Source organism: Streptomyces sp. NBC_00328, assembly GCF_036139655.1.
Classification (GTDB): domain Bacteria; phylum Actinomycetota; class Actinomycetes; order Streptomycetales; family Streptomycetaceae; genus Streptomyces.
Window position 1 is genome coordinate 1,062,155 of sequence record NZ_CP108013.1, and the last position, 16,646, is coordinate 1,078,800.

The window sequence follows — 16,646 nt, forward strand, 5'->3', positions numbered from 1 at the left end:
CGATTCGGCCCAGAACCGCGGAGGCTAGACGCATGGACGCGATCATGGACGCGAAATCGGAGACCGTCCGCATACCCGTCATGGATGTGCGGCCGGTCGTCGATCGCGGCAGACGGCCCGCCAAAGCGGTTGTGGGCGAGACCTTCCAGGTCACCGCCACCCTTTTCGGCGAAGGCCATGACGTGGTCGGTGCCAATGTCGTCCTGTGTGATCCGCGCGGGCGCCCCGGCCCGTGGACGCCGATGCGCGAACTGGCCCCCGGCACCGACCGCTGGGGAGCCCATGTCACTCCGTCGGCGACGGGCCACTGGACCTACCGGGTGGAGGCGTGGAGCGACCCGGTGACCGGCTGGCGGCGCTCCGCCGGGGTCAAGATCCCCGCCGGGATCGACGTCGGGCTGGTCCTGGAGGAGGGCGCCGCCCTCCACGAACGGGCCGCCGCGGGCGTGCCCGAGGGCGCCGGCCGGGACACGGTGCTGACCGCCGCGGACACCCTGCGCGACGACTCCCTGCCCCCGGCCGAGCGGTTCGCGGCGGCCCTGGCGCCCGAGGTGGCCGCCACGCTCGCGGAGCATCCGCTGCGTGAACGGCTCACCCCCTCCCTCCCGTTGCCGCTGCTGGTGGAGCGGGAGCGGGCGCTGTACGGGGCGTGGTACGAGTTCTTCCCGCGTTCGGAGAGCGGGCAGGTCGATCCGCCGGTGCACGGCACGTTCGTGACGGCCGCCGAACGGCTGCCCGCGATCGCGGAGATGGGCTTCGACGTGGTCTACCTCCCGCCCATCCATCCCATCGGCGCCACCTACCGCAAGGGCCCCGACAACACGCTGTCCGCGGGTCCCGAGGACGTCGGGGTGCCCTGGGCCATCGGCTCCCCCGAGGGCGGCCACGACGCGATCCACCCGGACCTGGGCACCCTGGACGACTTCGACGCCTTCGTCGGCCGGGCCGGCTCCCTGGGCCTGGAGATCGCGCTCGACTTCGCCCTGCAGTGCTCCCCGGACCACCCCTGGGTGGAGAAGCACCCGGAATGGTTCCACCACCGCCCCGACGGCACCATCGCCCACGCGGAGAACCCGCCCAAGAAGTACCAGGACATCTACCCGATCGCCTTCGACCAGGACATGCCCGGCCTGGTCGCCGAGACCGTACGCGTCCTGCGGCACTGGATGGACCACGGGGTGCGGATCTTCCGCGTCGACAACCCGCACACCAAACCCGTCGTGTTCTGGGAACAGGTGATCGCGGACGTCAACGCGACCGACCCCGACGTGATCTTCCTGGCCGAGGCCTTCACCCGCCCCGCGATGATGCGGACCCTGGCCGAGGTGGGCTTCCAGCAGTCGTACACCTACTTCACCTGGCGCAACACCAAACAGGAGCTGACGGAGTACCTCACCGAACTCTCCGGCGACTCGGCCGCCCGCATGCGGCCCAACCTCTTCGTCAACACCCCCGACATCCTGCACGAGTTCCTGCAGACCGGCGGCCGCCCCGCCTTCGCGCTGCGCGCCGTCCTCGCCGCCACCCTCTCCCCCACCTGGGGCATCTACAGCGGCTACGAACTCTGCGAGAACACCCCCCTGCGCCAGGGCGGCGAGGAATACCTCCACTCCGAGAAGTACCAGCTCCGCCCCCGCGACTGGCAAGCCGCCGAGCGCGAGGGCCGTACGATCGCCCCGCTGATCACCCGGCTGAACCGGATCAGACGGGAACACAGGGCTCTGCGCGAAATGCGGAACCTTCGATTCCATCAGGTCGACAACGATGCCGTGATCGCGTACAGCAAGCGTTCGGGTGACGACACGGTGGTCGTCGTGGCGAACCTGGACCCCCACCACACCCGGCAGGCGACAGTGTCCTTGGACATGCCGCGACTCGCTCCGAGCGAGGACGCGCGCGTGCCGGTGCGCGACGAGCTCACCGGCGAGACCTACAACTGGGGCAGGTCCAACTTTGTGCGCCTGGGTCCGGGCGGTGCACATGTGCTCACTGTCGGCCCGGCACCGCGGATCGGAGGGTCCCCGCATGATGGTCAATGAGCCCGTCCCGGACAAGTTCGAGGACACCCCGGCCAAGGACCGCGATCCCGAGTGGTTCAAACGCGCCGTCTTCTACGAGGTCCTGGTCCGCTCCTTCCAGGACAGCGACGGCGACGGCATCGGCGACCTCAAGGGCCTGACCGCCAAACTCGACTACCTGCAATGGCTGGGCGTCGACTGCCTGTGGCTGCCCCCGTTCTTCAAGTCCCCCCTGCGCGACGGCGGCTACGACGTCTCCGACTACACCGCCGTCCTGCCCGAGTTCGGCGACCTCGCCGACTTCGTCGAGTTCGTCGACGCCGCCCACCAGCGCGGCATGCGCGTCATCATCGACTTCGTCATGAACCACACCAGCGACCAGCACCCGTGGTTCCAGGAGTCCCGCGCCCACCCCGACGGACCCTACGGCGACTACTACGTCTGGGCCGACGACGACAAGCAGTACCAGGACGCCCGGATCATCTTCGTCGACACCGAGGCCTCCAACTGGACCTTCGACCCGGTCCGCAAGCAGTACTACTGGCACCGCTTCTTCTCCCACCAGCCCGACCTCAACTACGAGAACCCCGCCGTCCAGGAGGACATCCTGGCGGCTCTCCGGTTCTGGCTGGACCTGGGCATCGACGGCTTCCGGCTCGACGCGGTCCCCTACCTCTACCAGGAGGAGGGGACGAACTGCGAGAACCTCCCCGCCACCCATCAGTTCCTCAAGCGGCTCCGGGCCGACATCGACACGCACTATCCGGACACGGTGCTGCTGGCCGAGGCGAACCAGTGGCCCGAGGACGTCGTCGACTACTTCGGCGACTTCCCCTCCGGCGGCGACGAGTGCCACATGGCCTTCCACTTCCCGGTCATGCCCCGCATCTTCATGGCCGTCCGCCGCGAGTCCCGCTACCCCGTCTCCGAGATCCTCGCCAAGACCCCCGCCATCCCCGGCAACTGCCAATGGGGCATCTTCCTGCGCAACCACGACGAGCTCACCCTCGAAATGGTCACCGACGAAGAACGCGACTACATGTACGCCGAATACGCGAAAGACCCGCGTATGCGCGCCAACATCGGCATCCGCCGCCGCCTCGCCCCCCTCCTGGACAACGACCGCAACCAGATCGAACTCTTCACCGCCCTGCTCCTGTCCCTGCCCGGCAGCCCGATCCTCTACTACGGCGACGAGATCGGCATGGGCGACAACATCTGGCTCGGCGACCGCGACGCCGTGCGCACCCCCATGCAGTGGACCCCCGACCGCAACGCCGGCTTCTCCTCCAGCGACCCCGGCCGCCTCTTCCTCCCCACGATCATGGACCCCGTCTACGGCTACCAGGTCACCAACGTCGAGGCGTCCATGTCGTCGCCCTCCTCGCTGCTCCACTGGACCCGCCGCATGATCGAGATCCGCAAACAGAACAAGGCCTTCGGACTCGGCTCCTACACCGAACTCCCCTCCTCCAACCCCGCCGTCCTCGCCTTCCTGCGGGAGTACAAGGACGACCTGGTGCTGTGCGTGCACAACTTCTCGCGCTTCGCCCAGCCCACCGAGCTCGACCTGCGCGAGTTCGACGGCAGGCACCCGGTCGAGCTGATCGGCGGCGTGCGGTTCCCCGCCATCGGCGAGCTGCCCTACCTGCTCACCCTCGCCGGTCACGGCTTCTACTGGTTCCGGTTGCGCCGCGCGGTCGGGCCCGGCACCACGAGGCGATCGTGAACGCGTACCCCTCGACAGCCCGCCCGCCCCTGAAAGGACGTGCCGTCATGGCGAACACCGCTCTGCAGCGTCCGAGCGGCCTCGACACCGCTCCGCTGCTCACCTCGCTGGCCGAGCTGCTGCGGGCCTGGCTGCCGCGGCAGCGCTGGTTCGCGGGCAAGGGCAGGCCCGTGACGGATCTGACGCTGCTGTCGACCACCGAGCTGTACCCGGGGTGCCTGCATGTGCTGGTCCGCACCGAGCACCTCGGCCCGCCCGCCCACGGCACGGCCGGCACTCCCGCTGCCGAGGACTGCTACCAACTGCTGCTCGGAGTGCGGAAGACCCTGCCGCCCCTGCTGGCCCACGCCGTCATCGGCCGGGCGAGCGCCGGCCCGCTGGCCGACCTGACCGTGTACGACGCCTTCCACGACCCGAAGGCCGCGGGACTGCTCCTGGAGCGACTGCGCCGTTCGGGTAAGGCGGGACCGCTGCGGTTCGAGCGCGATCCTCGTGTGACGGTGCCGTCCGGTCTCACGCCACGCCTCCTCGACGCCGAACAGTCCAACACTTCACTTGTCTACGGAGACGCGTTCATACTGAAGGTCTTCCGACGCGTCCAGCCCGGCATCAACCCGGACCTGGAGGTGCCGCGCGCACTGGCCCGGCAGGGCTGCACCCGCGTCCCCGCGCCGGCCGCGTGGTTCCATACCTCGGAGCCGCAGGAGGCGACGCTCGGCGTCCTGCAGCCGTATCTGCGCGACGCCGCCGACGGCTGGGCGCTCGCCCTGGAATCCCTCGGCTCGCGGCAGGACTTCACGGGCGAGGCGTACGAACTGGGCCGGGCCACCGCCGAGGTGCATCTGACCCTGGGCGCGGCCTTCCCCGTGGACGCGCCGAGCCCCTACCGCAACCAGCGGCTCGCGGAGGCGATGCACGGCCGTCTCGACGCCGCGGTCCGCTCCGTCCCCGAACTCCGCCCCCACGCGGTCGGGTTGCGGTCGGCGTTCGACGCGCTCGCCGCGCTGGACTCCGCGGTCCGCCCCGCCCAGCGCATCCACGGTGACCTCCACCTCGGCCAGGTCCTGCGGGCCGGGCAGCGGTGGTCGGTCATCGACTTCGAGGGTGAACCGGCCCGCCCGATCAGCGAACGTCGGCGTGTCCAGTCGCCTGTGCGCGATGTCGCGGGCATGCTGCGGTCCTTCGACTACGCGGCCCGTTCCCGGCAGCCCTGGCGTCCGGAGTGGGCGGAGCGCTGCCGCGAGGCCTTCTGCTCGGGCTACGCCGCCGCGGCGGCCTGGGACCCGCGCGAGGAACCCGAACTGCTGCGCGCGTACGAGACGGACCGTGCCGTGTACGAAGTGCTCTACGAGGCACGGCACCGGCCCGACTGGCTGCCCGTGCCCATGGCAGCGGTCGGACGTCTCGCCGACCGCCCCTGACCACCGACCACCGACCACCTCGACGCTCCGACCGACCACCCTCAGCGCCCCCACTTCGAGAGGCTCAAGCCGTGACCCGCACCGCATCCAACCGCGCACGACGGGCCAAGCCCGTCACCCCTTCGGCGCAGCACACCGCGCTGGACCCCATGGATCGGGGGCGGCTGCTGTCCGGCGCCCATCACGATCCGCATGCGCTGCTGGGTGCCCATCCGGTGCCGGGCGGGGTGGTGTTCCGGGCGCTGCGGCCGTACGCCCAGGGCGTGGCGGTGATGGTGGACGGGCAGCGCACCGACCTGGACGACCTGGGCGACGGGCTCTTCGGGGCCGCGCTGCCGCTCGACGCGATTCCCGCGTACACCCTGCTGGTGACGTACGACGGCACCGAGTTCGCTTCGGAGGACCCCTACCGGTTCCTGCCCGCGCTCGCCGATCTGGACCTGCATCTGATCGGCGAGGGCCGGCACGAGGAGCTGTGGCGGGCGCTGGGCGCCGAGCCGATGACCCACGAGGGGGTCGAGGGCACCCGCTTCACCGTGTGGGCCCCGAACGCTCAAGGGGTCCGGGTCTGCGGGGACTTCTGCCACTGGGACGGCGCCGCCGGGTTCCCGATGCGTTCACTCGGCTCGTCCGGTGTGTGGGAGGTGTTCCTGCCCGGCATGGGTGAGGGAACGCTCTACAAGTTCGACATCACGCGCCCCGACGGATCCCGCACCCTGCGCGCCGACCCGATGGCCCGCCGCACCGAGGTGCCTCCGGCGACCTCGTCGGTCGTGACCCGGTCGTCGTACACGTGGCAGGACTCGAAGTGGATGAAGGAGCGGGAGAGGGCACGCCCGCTGCACGAGGCGCCGTTCTCGGTGTACGAGGTGCATCTGCCGTCCTGGCGACCAGGTCTGACCTACCGTCAACTGGCGGACCAGCTCCCCGCCTACGTCACCGGCCTCGGCTTCACCCACGTCCAGCTCATGCCCGTCGCCGAGCACCCCTTCGGCGGCTCCTGGGGCTACCAGATCACCGGGTTCTACGCGCCCACCGCACGCCTCGGCACCCCCGACGACTTCAAGTTCCTCGTCGACGCCCTGCACCGCGCCGGTGTCGGCGTCCTCATGGACTGGGTGCCCGCCCACTTCCCGCGCGACGACTGGGCCCTCGCCCAGTTCGACGGCCGCCCCCTCTACGAACACGCCGACCCGAGGCGCGCCGACCACCCCGACTGGGGAACCCTGGAGTTCGACTACGGCCGCCGTGAGGTCCGCAACTTCCTCGTCGCCAACGCCACCTACTGGTGCGAGGAGTTCCACATCGACGGCCTGCGCGTCGACGCCGTGGCCTCCATGCTCTACCTCGACTACTCCCGCGAAGAGGGCCAGTGGGCTCCCAACGAACACGGCGGGCGGGACAACCCCGACGCGGTGACGTTCCTCCAGGAGATGAACGCCACGGTGTACCGCCGCAATCCCGGCGTGGTCACCATCGCCGAGGAGTCCACCGCCTGGGACGGAGTCACCCGGCCGACCTCCGACGGGGGTCTCGGCTTCGGCCTCAAGTGGAACATGGGCTGGATGCACGACTCGCTGGAGTACATGCAGCACGAGCCGATCCACCGCAAGTACCACCACAACGAGATGACCTTCTCGATGGTGTACGCCTACAGCGAGAACTACGTCCTGCCGATCTCCCACGACGAGGTCGTGCACGGCAAGCAGTCACTCGTCTCCAAGATGCCGGGTGACTGGTGGCAGCAGCGCGCCAACCTCCGCGCCTACCTCGCCTTCATGTGGGCCCACCCCGGCAAGCAACTCCTCTTCATGGGCCAGGAGTTCGCCCAGGGAGGCGAGTGGAAGGAAGCCCACGGCCCCGACTGGTGGCTGCTGGACCCCGCCTACGGCGCCGAGGCCGACCACCGCGGGGTCCAGGATCTCGTCCGCGACCTCAACACCCTCTACCGCGACGAACCCGCGCTGTGGGAACGCGACACCGACCCGTCCGGCTTCACCTGGGTGGTCGGCGACGCCGCCGACGACAACGTCTTCGCCTTCCTGCGCCACGCCGCCGACGGCACCCCGCTCCTCGCCGTCTCCCACCTCTCCCCCGCCGTCCGCCACGGCTACCGCCTCGGCGTCCCCGAGGACATCCCGGCCTGGCGCGAGGTCCTCAACACCGACGCCCTGCGCTACGGCGGCGGCGACATCACGGACCCCGAGCCGGTGAAGGCCGAGGCGATCGGTACGCACGGCCGCCCGACCAGCATCGAGCTGACGCTGCCGCCTCTGGCGACGGTCTGGCTGCGGCCGGCCTGAGCCGGACCGCAGCCGCCGCCGGGAAGCCCGTCTCAGGCCGAGGCGGGCTTCCCGGCCGTGAAGAGCCAGGTGTGGAAGAGAGCGGTGAGGTCCTTGCCTGACTCCCGTTCGGCGAGCCGGATGAACCGGTCCGTCGTACCGTGCCCGCCGCGGTGGACGGTGGCCCAGGTGCGCAGGATGCGGAAGAACGCGGGATCGCCGACGGCCGTGCGCAGCTTGTGCAGGACCATGGCCCCCCGGGCGTAGACCGGCGTCTCGAAGATGTGCTCGCCGTTTCCGGGATCACCGGGCGGGAACGCCCAGAGGTCCTTGCCCTCGGGGGTGGCGTACAGCGCGTCGAAGGCCTTCTGCGCGCTCTTGCCGCCGTGCTGCTCGGCGTACAGCCACTCGGCGTAGGTGGCGAAGCCCTCGTTGAGCCAGATGTCCTTCCAGCGGGTCAGGGTGACGGAGTCGCCGAACCACTGGTGGGCGCTCTCGTGGACGAGGGTGTCCAGGTCGGGCGCGGAGTCGTACACCGGACGGGTCTGGGTCTCCAGGGCGTAGCCGACCTGCGGGGCCCGGTCGACGATGGCTCCGGCGGCGCGGAAGGGATAGGGGCCGAAGAGCTTGCTCTCCCAGGCCAGGACGGACGGCAGCTTCTTCACGACGGGCGCGGCGGCGGTCGCCTCGCGGGGGTCGACCGCGTTGTAGATCTTGAGGCCGTCGCGGGTGGTGTACTGCTCGACCTTGAACGTGCCGACGGTCGCCGTGGCGAGGTAGGCCGCCATCGGCTCGGACTGGCGCCAGCGGAAGGTGGTCCGGCCGTTCGCGGTCCGCTGCCCGAGCAGGACGCCGTTGGCGACAGCGGTGCGCCCCTTCGGGACGGTCAGCGTGAAGTCGTACGACGCCTTGTCCGTGGGGTGGCTGTCGGCGGGGAACCATGTCATCGCGCCCTGCGGTTCACCGGCCACGAACGCGCCGTCGTCCGTGGGGATCCACCCGTCGAGGGAACCGTCGGGATCGGTGACCGGCTTCGGGGTGCCGGAGTAGGTGACGGTGACGCGGAACTCCTCGCCCTTGCGCAGGGTTTCCTTCGGAGTGACGACGAGTTCCCGGCCGTCGCGCCGGAAGGCCGCCTTGGCGTGGCCGACGGTGACGCCGGTGACCTTCAGCCCGCTGAGGTCGAGGTCGAACCGGGTCAGCCGCTCGGTGGCCCGGGCGGTGATGACCGCCTTGCCGTCGAGGTGGCGGCTGCCCGGGTCGTATCCGAGCGTCAGGTCGTAGTGGTGGACGTCGTAGCCGCCGTTGCCCGACAGAGGGAAGTACGGGTCACCCGCGCCCGCGGAGCCCACGGTCCCGGCCGCTGTGGCGGGGCCCGCCGCGGTGAGCAGCGCGGCTAGCGCGACGGGGACGGCCGCGACAACTGCCTCGCGGCGAAGGACGGTTGTGCGTCGTGCGGCCTCGTGCGGGCGTGCTGTCACGTTCGCTCCTCCTGTTCGACGGTGATCACTCGCGCACAGCCTATGAGTCCCTCGCGGCCTCGACCCCCACGATCCGGTCAAGTCGCGTCCATACCCGCCCCCGGTCGCCGGGCCCGGCCCCGTCCCGGTGGATGGGTCCGGAGCGCTCACACCCAGGGCGGCGGACCGTCCGGGACGAGCTGGTGGACGTCGAACAGGACGGCGGACTCGACGCCGAGCGCCGCTCCGCCCATACCGGCCGCCCAGGTGAGGAACGGCCGTGCTTCGAAGGCGCCCGCGCCCAGACCCTTGGTGTACTCGGCGTGTGCCTCCAGCGAGGCGATGCCGCGTTCGAGGGGTTCGCCGGTGACGTCGACGCCGTGGCTGGGCCGTTCCGCTCCGGCGAAGCACACCATCCGGATGCCGTTCCAGGGTTCCAGGCCCTCGTCGGCGAGTTCGGGGAAGATCCAGCGGTTTCCCGCGTCGCGTGCCGCGTCGAGGGCGGCCAGGCCCACCGCCCGGTGGTCCGCCTGGTTGGTCATGCCGCCGATCATCCGTACCGTGAACGCGCCGGACACCACGATCTCGGGCCGGTGGCGGCGCATCGCGCGCACGATCTCCCGGCGCAGGCCGGTCCCGTACTCGACGACGCCGTCGCGGTGATCGAGGAACTCGACGGTGTCGACGCCGACCTGCCGTGCGCCGGCCCGCTCCTCGGACTCCCGCAGCGGTGCCGCCCGGTCCGGGTGCAGGCTGTCGATGCCTGACTCTCCCCTGGTCGCCAGCAGATAGCTCACCCGCTTGCCCTGTGCGGTCCAGCGCGCGACGGCACAGGCCGTGCCGTACTCGATGTCGTCCGGGTGGGCGGCCACGGCGAGACACCGTTCCCAGTCCTCCGGCAGCGCGGGCAGGCCCGCACCGCCCCCGAAGCCCGCTTTGTCCTGTGTGGGATCCATGTCCGGCATGATGACGTGCGGCGGGCGGGGACCGACAGAGGCGCGCTTCCCGGGTTCACGCGCCGGGCTCCCGCGCCCCGCGTGCCCCGCGCGACCGGGAGGCGAGGACGCTGTCGAGCCGCTGGCCGAACACCGGGACACCGTGGTGAAGTCTGTCCACACGTCCGAAGATCCGACGTCGGGCGCGGCCGCTCCCCTCGTCGGGCGCGGCCGCCGACGGCATGTCAGAACCCGTACAGCGCAGAGGAGAAGCCGTGACCACCACCTCGCCCGCCTGGAACCGGACACCCGTCAGGGTGGGGCTCGTCGGCGCGGGACCCTGGGCGCGGGCCGTGCACGCCCGGGTGCTCGCCGCCGGACCCGAGACCGTGCTGACGTCGGTGTGGGCACGCCGGCCGGAGGCCGCCCGCGAGACGGCGGCCCCGTACGGCGCGGATGTCAGCGCGACGTTCGAGGAACTGCTCGACGGCTGCGAGGCGGTGGCCTTCTCGGTTCCGCCCGCGGTACAGGCCGAACTGGCCGTACGGGCCGCCGAGGCGGGCAAGGCCCTGCTCCTGGAGAAGCCGCTGGCGCTCGACCTGTCCGCGGCGCGAGGGCTCGTGGACGCGATCGACGCCTCGGGCGTGGTCTCGCAGCTCGTCCTGACGAACCGCTATCACCCGGCCGTCCGGCGGTTCCTCGCCGCGGCACGGACCCTGGACGTCTCGGGCGCGCGCTCCTGCGGTCTGAGCGGTGCCTTCCTGGGCGGTGACTTCGCGACCCCGTGGCGCCTTGAGCACGGGGCGCTCCTCGACCTCGGACCGCATCTGCTGGACCTGCTGGACGCGGCACTGGGGCCGGTCGTCCGGGTGCGCGGTGCCGGGGACCCGCGCCGCTGGCTCGAACTCACCTGCGAGCACGAGAGCGGCGCCGTGAGCCAGGCCTCCCTGTCGGGCTCGGTCGAGGTCGAGCGCGGGATCACCCGTGTCGAGCTGTTCGGCCGGCATCCCGAACTGGTCCTCGACGCCGGAGCCCTCGACCACGAGGAGTCCTGGCCCGTGCTGCGCCGGGAGTTCGCCACCGCCGTCCGCTCGGGCCGGCCGGGCGACCTCGACGCCCACCGCGGGCTGTACCTGCAGACGCTGATCGCCCAGGCGCTGGAGGGCTAGAGGGCCCGGACAGCCCTGAGAGGCCCCCGGTCACCGCTCCGGGACGACCAGGGACGCGGTGACTTCCGGCTGCTGCAGTCCCGGATGGGCCTCGCCCGGTCGCCCGGCAGTGCGGCCCGGCGCGCCGAGCAGGCACCCGCTCGTCTCGTCCTGTTCGACGTCATGCGCCTGGGCGGCGATCTCACGGGCCGGCCCTACGCGCGGCGGCGGCAGACGCTGGAGAGCCTCTCCCCGGAGGGCCCGTTCCGGTCGACACCGACGGCGCTCGTGGGGCATGGCGAAGAGGCCCTGCGGGCGACACGGGCGAGCGGCCTCGAGGGGCTGGTCTGCGAGCGCCTGGACTCGGTGTACGAGCCCGGCGTGCGCTCACGGTCCTGGATCAAGATCCGCAACATGCGGACGGCGGACGTCCTGGTCGGCGGCTGGGTCCCCGGGAAGGGGCGTCTGCCGGGACTGCCCGGTGCCGTGCTCGTGGGCCAGCGCGACGCGGGAAGGCTGCGCCACGTCGGGAGCGTGGGCACCGGCTGGAGCGAGGCCGAACGTGCCGGACTGGCCCGGCTGCTGCGGGCCGCCGAGACAGGCCACTGCCCCTTCGACAGTGTCCCGCGGGCGGCCGAGGCGCACTGGGTGCTGCCCCGGCTGATGGGCGAGGTCCGCTACAGCACGCGCACCCGGGCCGGGCTGCTGCGCCAGCCGTCGTGGCTGCGGCTGCGTCCCGGCCTCGCTCCCGAGGACTCGGCGGCCGATCTCCCCCCAGGACCGGTCTTCCGAGCTTCCATGAGAGGCCGTGCGCGTACATGGAGGAGCCGGCCGCTCGCGGCGGTCGGCTCCTTCGCGCCCCGGTCAGGTTCTGCCGGGTCCGCCGCTGCCGAAGGACCCGCTGGATCCTGGTTGCCAGCGCTTGCGGTGCTGGTCATCGGCGTGTTTGGTGCTCGCGGAGTGCATGTTGTACGGCATGAGCCGCTCACTCTCGTCCGCGGCGTGCGGGACCTCGTCGGGTTCCCGCATCTCGCGCTCCTCGTGCACCGCCCCGGTCTCGGGCAGCCTGGGCTGCTCCTCGGCTGTGGGCGGGCGGGATTCCAGGTTCCGCACCCGGATGCCCATCCGGACGGCCCAGACGAGGGCACCGGCGATGATGAGGCCGCCGATGAAAGCGGCGCCCGCGTTCAGCGATGAACTCGCTGCGATCAGTTCTTGGCTCGCGGTGTACATGGTGTTCGCGTACCCCCAATACCAGGGGAAATCTGCGTACTGGCCCGTCAGCGACGGCCATTCCATTGTATTCCGGATCAATCCGGACGCTACGCCGCGCTCCTGGACCCGGTCACCGCCGACGGCACACGGTGAACGCGGACCCGGTCACTCCGGACGGTGCGCGACGGCTCCGAACATCGTCACGGACATGTGCAGGCCGCCCTGGCGCGCGGCTTCGGCGAGGTCCTCGTACAGGCGGTCGCGCTGCGTCTCGCCGATGAGTCCGCGGCTCAGCGCCGAGTCGCCCAGCATGCGGATGAGCGGCCAGGCGACCGACTTGTGGTCCTGGAGCAGCGCCTGCGATCCACGGTCGTCGATGACGAGGCCGGCCGCCGTCAGCCGTCCGACCAGCTTGCGTCCCGAGTACGGGTCGGTGGCCGCGGACAGCGCGCCGGTGGTGAGCGCGGCGATCGTCTCGGGGTCGCCGGGGTGCAGGATCGTGGTCGCCCAGTCGGTGTCCAGCAGGGCGACCCTCCCGCCGGGGCGCAGCACGCGCGCTATCTCGAAGACGGCCTTCTCCGGCTCCACGAGGTGCTGGAGAACCCGCTCGCACCACACCACGTCGACGGTGGCGTCGGGCAGCGGCAGGGCGAGGGCGTCACCGTCGGCGAACCGCGCCGCGCTGCGTTCCTCGGTGCCCCGCTGTTCGGCCACGGCGCGCAGTCCGGGGTTCGGTTCGATGCCGAGCACCCTGCCGCGCGGACCCACGGCCGCCGCGAGCCGCCGGGTCTGTGATCCGGTGCCCGCGCCGATGTCGAGCGCCCGCTCCCCGGGCCGCACGGTCAGTGCCGCGTGTGCCCACGAACGCAGGCGCTGTACGCCGTCGTTGACGTCCTGGGCATCCAGGGCTCCCACCAGACGGGAGGTACTGTCCGCGCTGATGTTCTGCGCGTGGAATGCCGACGTAGGGCGCGTGTCCACCATGGCGGCCACTCTAGAACCACCATGGTCGTTTTTCGTATTCAGATTGTGTAACGCCTCAAGGCCGGTGTGACAAAAGCGAGCACAAGCACCGCCACGATCACCAACAGGCCTCCGCCGGCCACCGCGGCCGGTGCTCCGAGGGCCGAACCCGCCGTGCCGTGAAGGACGTCGGCGACGCGCGGGCCGCCCACGACGACGACGGTGAAGACGCCCTGGAGCCGTCCGCGCATCTCGTCGGTGGCCGCGGACAGCAGGATCGCGCCGCGGAAGACCATGGAGACCATGTCGGCGACCCCGGCGACGGCCAGGAAGGCCACGGCGAGCCACAGACTGCCGCTGAGACCGAACCCGGCGATGGCCGCGCCCCAGGCCGCGACGGAGACGATGACCATCAGACCGTGCCGGCGGGCGCGGGAGAAGGTGCCCGACATCAGTCCGCCCACGACCGCGCCGACGGGGATCGCCGCGAACAGCAGTCCGAGCGCGAGTCCTTCGCCGTAGGAGCCGTACGTCTCGGCGGCGAGTTGCGGGAACAGCGCGCGCGGCATGCCGAGGACCATGGCGATGATGTCGGCGAGGAAGGACAGCAACAGCACCTTGTGCAGGGCGATGTAGCGGAAACCGGCCACCACTTCGCGCAGGCCCGCGCGCTGGGAGGCCGTTCCGGTGAGGGGCGGCAGTGCCGGAAGGCGCAGGACGGCCCACACGGTGACGCACAGGGCGAGGGCGTCGATCAGATAGAGCTCGGGCAGCCCGATGAGGGGAATGAGGGCACCGGCGAGCATCGGCCCGGCCACCGAACCGGTCTGCATGACGGTCGCGCCGAGCGCGTTGGCCGCGGGCAGTTCGTCCGCCGGGACGAGCCGCGCGATGGACGCGCTGCGGGCCGGGGAATTGAGGCCGAAGAACGCCTGCTGGAGGGCGAGCAGGACCATCAGGACGAGCACCGACTCCAGTTGGGTGGCGGCCTGGACCCAGAAGAGCAGGGAGGTGACGGCTATGCCGATGTTGGTGACGAGGAGCAGCTTGCGGCGGTCCACGCTGTCGGCGACCGCACCGCCCCACAGGGCGAAGACCACGAGGGGCAGCAGGCCGGCGAGGCTCGCGTAGCCGACCCAGGCCGAGGAGCCGGTGATGTCGTAGATCTGTTTGGGCACGGCGACAGCGGTGAGCTGGCTGCCCACGGAGGTGACCGCGGTCGACGACCACAGCCGGCGGTAGGCGGGACGGCGCAGCGGCCGGGTGTCCATGGCCCATCGCCGCCATCCGGAGCGGCCCGGCCGCTCGGTCTCCGCCCTCCCGTCGGGCTCCGCGGCGCCGCTGTCCGTACTGCTCTGGCTCGTGTCCACGCTCATCCTGGTTGCTCGATACATCTTTCGATTCGGGGATCACTATGGCCGAGCGCGGGCGGCGCGTGTCCCCCGGGGGACGAGATCGGTGCACGGGGCGCCCGGAGACCGGCCCTGCGGGCCGGTCGCACGACCGGCGCACGGCAGCGCGGGATACCTCAAAGGGGCGCACGACGGCGCACGCTCAGTGCGCGGCGGAACACCCCGGCGGGGCGTGCGGGCACCCGGGCGTGCGGGCACCCGGGCGCACGGCGCTGCGGGACGGTGCGCGCCCGGAGCGGAGCGGGCGGCGGGCGGCGGGCGGCACGGGGCGGACGGCGGGCGGCGGGCGGCGGGCGGCGGGCGGCGGGCTGGACGTTTGCGGCGGTCCGGGCGGTGCCGACCGTACGTGCGGTGCGGCGGGTCAGGCGCCGGCGATCAGGGTGGCGCCCATCGCGATCATGGTCGTGGCGACCAGTCCGTCGAGCACACGCCAGGACGCCGGCCGGGCGAGGAAGCGGCCGAGCAGCCGCGCGCCGAACCCCAGGGCGACGAACCAGCACAGGCTGGCGAGTGCCGCGCCCAGCCCGAACGTCCAGCGCAGCGATCCACGTCCGGCCGCCAGGGAGCCGAGCAGGAACACGGTGTCGAGGTACACATGCGGGTTGAGCCACGTCAGGGCGAGGCAGGTGAGGACGGCACGGCGCCAGGAGCCCGGGGAGTCGGTGGCCGCCCGCAGGGCCGACGGCTTCAGCACCCGCCGGGCGGCGAGAACTCCGTAGACGACGAGGAAACAGCCGCCGATCAGCCCGACCGCGGTGAGCGCCGCGGGCCAGGCCACCACCACCGCGCCGACCCCGCCGACTCCCAGCGCGATGAGCAGCGCGTCGGACAGGGCGCAGATGCCCACCACGGCGAGGACCGCGTCCCGGCGGACGCCCTGGCGCAGGACGAAGGCGTTCTGAGCGCCGATGGCGACGATGAGGGAGAGGCCGGCGCCGAATCCGGCGACCGCTGCGGCCAGGGCGTCTGTCATGCCGTCGACGCTAGAAAACGGATCGCCGGAAGTACAGCTAAAGATTCTTACGTATCCTTAGCGATCGTGATGACGGAACTCCCCCTCGACCAGGTGCGCACACTGCTCGCGGTGGTCGACGAGGGCACCTTCGACGCGGCGGCCACGGCCCTCCATGTGACGCCCTCGGCGGTGAGCCAGCGGGTCAAGTCACTCGAACAGCGCACCGGCAGGGTCCTGCTGACACGGACGAAGCCGGTGCGCCCGACCGAGTCCGGCGAGATCGTGGTGCGCTTCGCGCGCCGGCTCGCCCGGCTGGAGCGCGACGCGCACGCCGAGCTCGGCATGTCCGGATCCGGTGAGCCCACACGGCTGTCGGTCGCCGTGAACGCCGACTCGCTGGCGACCTGGTTCCTGCCGGCGCTCGCCCGTGTGCCGGGCGAACTGCGGCTGTGCTTCGAACTGCGCCGGGAGGACGAGGACCACACCGCGGCCCTGCTGCGCGAGGGAACCGTCATGGCGGCGGTCACCTCGTCGCCCGACCCGGTGGCCGGCTGCTCCGTGCGCGCCCTCGGGATCATGCGCTATCTGCCGGTGGCGAGCCCCGGCTGCGCCGAGCAGTGGCTCGGCACGACGACCGGCACGCCCCTGCGCGAGCTGATCGGCTCCGCCCCCGTGGTGGCGTTCGACCGCAACGACGACATCCAGGACGACTTCGTCCGCGCCCTCACGGGCGGTCCCGGCGGGAGCGCGCTGCGCCATTTCGTCCCCACGTCGGAGGGGTTCGTCGACGCCGTGGCGGCCGGGATGGGCTGGGGCATGGTGCCAGAGGTCCAGGCGGCACCGCTGCTGCGCGCCGGAAGACTGGTCCCTCTCGCGGCGGGCCGGGGCATCGACGTCCCCCTCTTCTGGCAGCAGTGGAAGCTCGACTTCCCCGCCCTCGGCGCGCTGGCCGAGGCGGTGACGGCCGTCGCCGCCGGGGCACTGCGGCCCGGACCGGCCTCCTGAATCACTCGCTTCCCGACAGTTCCCGAAGCGGGCCCGAGTCTGTATGTTCACGCCGGGCGCATTCGGGCGCGGCCGGGAAGAATGGCCTCACCTCCCGGTGCCG

12 protein-coding genes and 1 pseudogene are annotated in these 16,646 nt (G+C 71.6%); 7 read left to right on the forward strand and 6 right to left on the reverse strand.

Annotated features, from left to right (window positions below; genetic code table 11):
- Positions 1-32 precede the first annotated feature (32 nt).
- The 4 genes from OG485_RS04540 (at position 33) to glgB (ending at position 7,471) form a co-directional block, all read left to right on the forward strand.
- Positions 33-2,039, forward strand: a complete 2,007-nt coding sequence (locus tag OG485_RS04540; RefSeq protein ID WP_328664708.1) for an alpha-1,4-glucan--maltose-1-phosphate maltosyltransferase — start codon at positions 33-35, stop codon at positions 2,037-2,039.
- Positions 2,026-3,747, forward strand: coding sequence for a maltose alpha-D-glucosyltransferase (treS, locus tag OG485_RS04545; RefSeq protein ID WP_328664709.1), 1,722 nt, complete (start codon positions 2,026-2,028; stop codon positions 3,745-3,747). Before OG485_RS04540 ends, treS begins: the two co-directional genes overlap by 14 nt.
- Positions 3,748-3,794: 47 nt before the next feature.
- Positions 3,795-5,168 (forward strand): maltokinase N-terminal cap-like domain-containing protein, encoded by a 1,374-nt coding sequence (locus tag OG485_RS04550; RefSeq protein WP_328664710.1) that lies wholly within the window; start codon positions 3,795-3,797, stop codon positions 5,166-5,168.
- Positions 5,169-5,308: 140 nt separating this feature from the next.
- Positions 5,309-7,471: a 1,4-alpha-glucan branching enzyme gene (gene glgB / locus OG485_RS04555; protein WP_328674236.1), complete on the forward strand. Its 2,163-nt coding sequence runs from the start codon at positions 5,309-5,311 to the stop codon at positions 7,469-7,471.
- Between the two features lie 32 nt (positions 7,472-7,503).
- On the opposite strand, the gene OG485_RS04560 is transcribed toward glgB, so the two are convergent.
- Positions 7,504-8,931 (reverse strand): M1 family metallopeptidase, encoded by a 1,428-nt coding sequence (locus tag OG485_RS04560; protein WP_328664711.1) that lies wholly within the window; start codon positions 8,929-8,931, stop codon positions 7,504-7,506.
- A gap of 146 nt (positions 8,932-9,077) precedes the next feature.
- Positions 9,078-9,866, reverse strand: coding sequence for a PIG-L deacetylase family protein (locus OG485_RS04565; RefSeq protein WP_328664712.1), 789 nt, complete (start codon positions 9,864-9,866; stop codon positions 9,078-9,080).
- Between the two features lie 254 nt (positions 9,867-10,120).
- Between OG485_RS04565 and OG485_RS04570 the strand changes: the two genes are divergently transcribed.
- Positions 10,121-11,014 carry a Gfo/Idh/MocA family protein gene (locus OG485_RS04570; protein WP_328664713.1) on the forward strand — a complete coding sequence of 298 codons (894 nt, stop codon included), beginning with the start codon at positions 10,121-10,123 and terminating at the stop codon, positions 11,012-11,014.
- 42 nt (positions 11,015-11,056) lie between these two features.
- Positions 11,057-11,767, forward strand: a pseudogene (locus tag OG485_RS04575) (ATP dependent DNA ligase); the annotation flags it as partial.
- Between the two features lie 90 nt (positions 11,768-11,857).
- On the opposite strand, the gene OG485_RS04580 reads toward OG485_RS04575, so the two are convergent.
- The 4 genes from OG485_RS04580 to OG485_RS04595 form a co-directional block, all read right to left on the reverse strand.
- Positions 11,858-12,292, reverse strand: coding sequence for a DUF6479 family protein (locus tag OG485_RS04580; RefSeq protein WP_328664714.1), 435 nt, complete (start codon positions 12,290-12,292; stop codon positions 11,858-11,860).
- An 81-nt stretch (positions 12,293-12,373) separates the two neighbouring features.
- Positions 12,374-13,192, reverse strand: coding sequence for a methyltransferase domain-containing protein (locus tag OG485_RS04585; protein ID WP_328664715.1), 819 nt, complete (start codon positions 13,190-13,192; stop codon positions 12,374-12,376).
- Between the two features lie 38 nt (positions 13,193-13,230).
- Positions 13,231-14,565, reverse strand: coding sequence for an MFS transporter (locus tag OG485_RS04590; protein ID WP_328664716.1), 1,335 nt, complete (start codon positions 14,563-14,565; stop codon positions 13,231-13,233).
- 379 nt (positions 14,566-14,944) lie between these two features.
- On the reverse strand, positions 14,945-15,556 hold the full coding sequence (locus OG485_RS04595; RefSeq protein WP_328664717.1) for a LysE/ArgO family amino acid transporter: 612 nt from the start codon (positions 15,554-15,556) through the stop codon (positions 14,945-14,947).
- Between the two features lie 66 nt (positions 15,557-15,622).
- Between OG485_RS04595 and OG485_RS04600 the strand changes: the two genes are divergently transcribed.
- Entirely contained in the window at positions 15,623-16,543 is a 921-nt protein-coding gene (locus OG485_RS04600) for a LysR family transcriptional regulator ArgP (protein WP_328664718.1), read from the forward strand.
- The last annotated feature ends 103 nt before the right edge of the window (positions 16,544-16,646 follow it).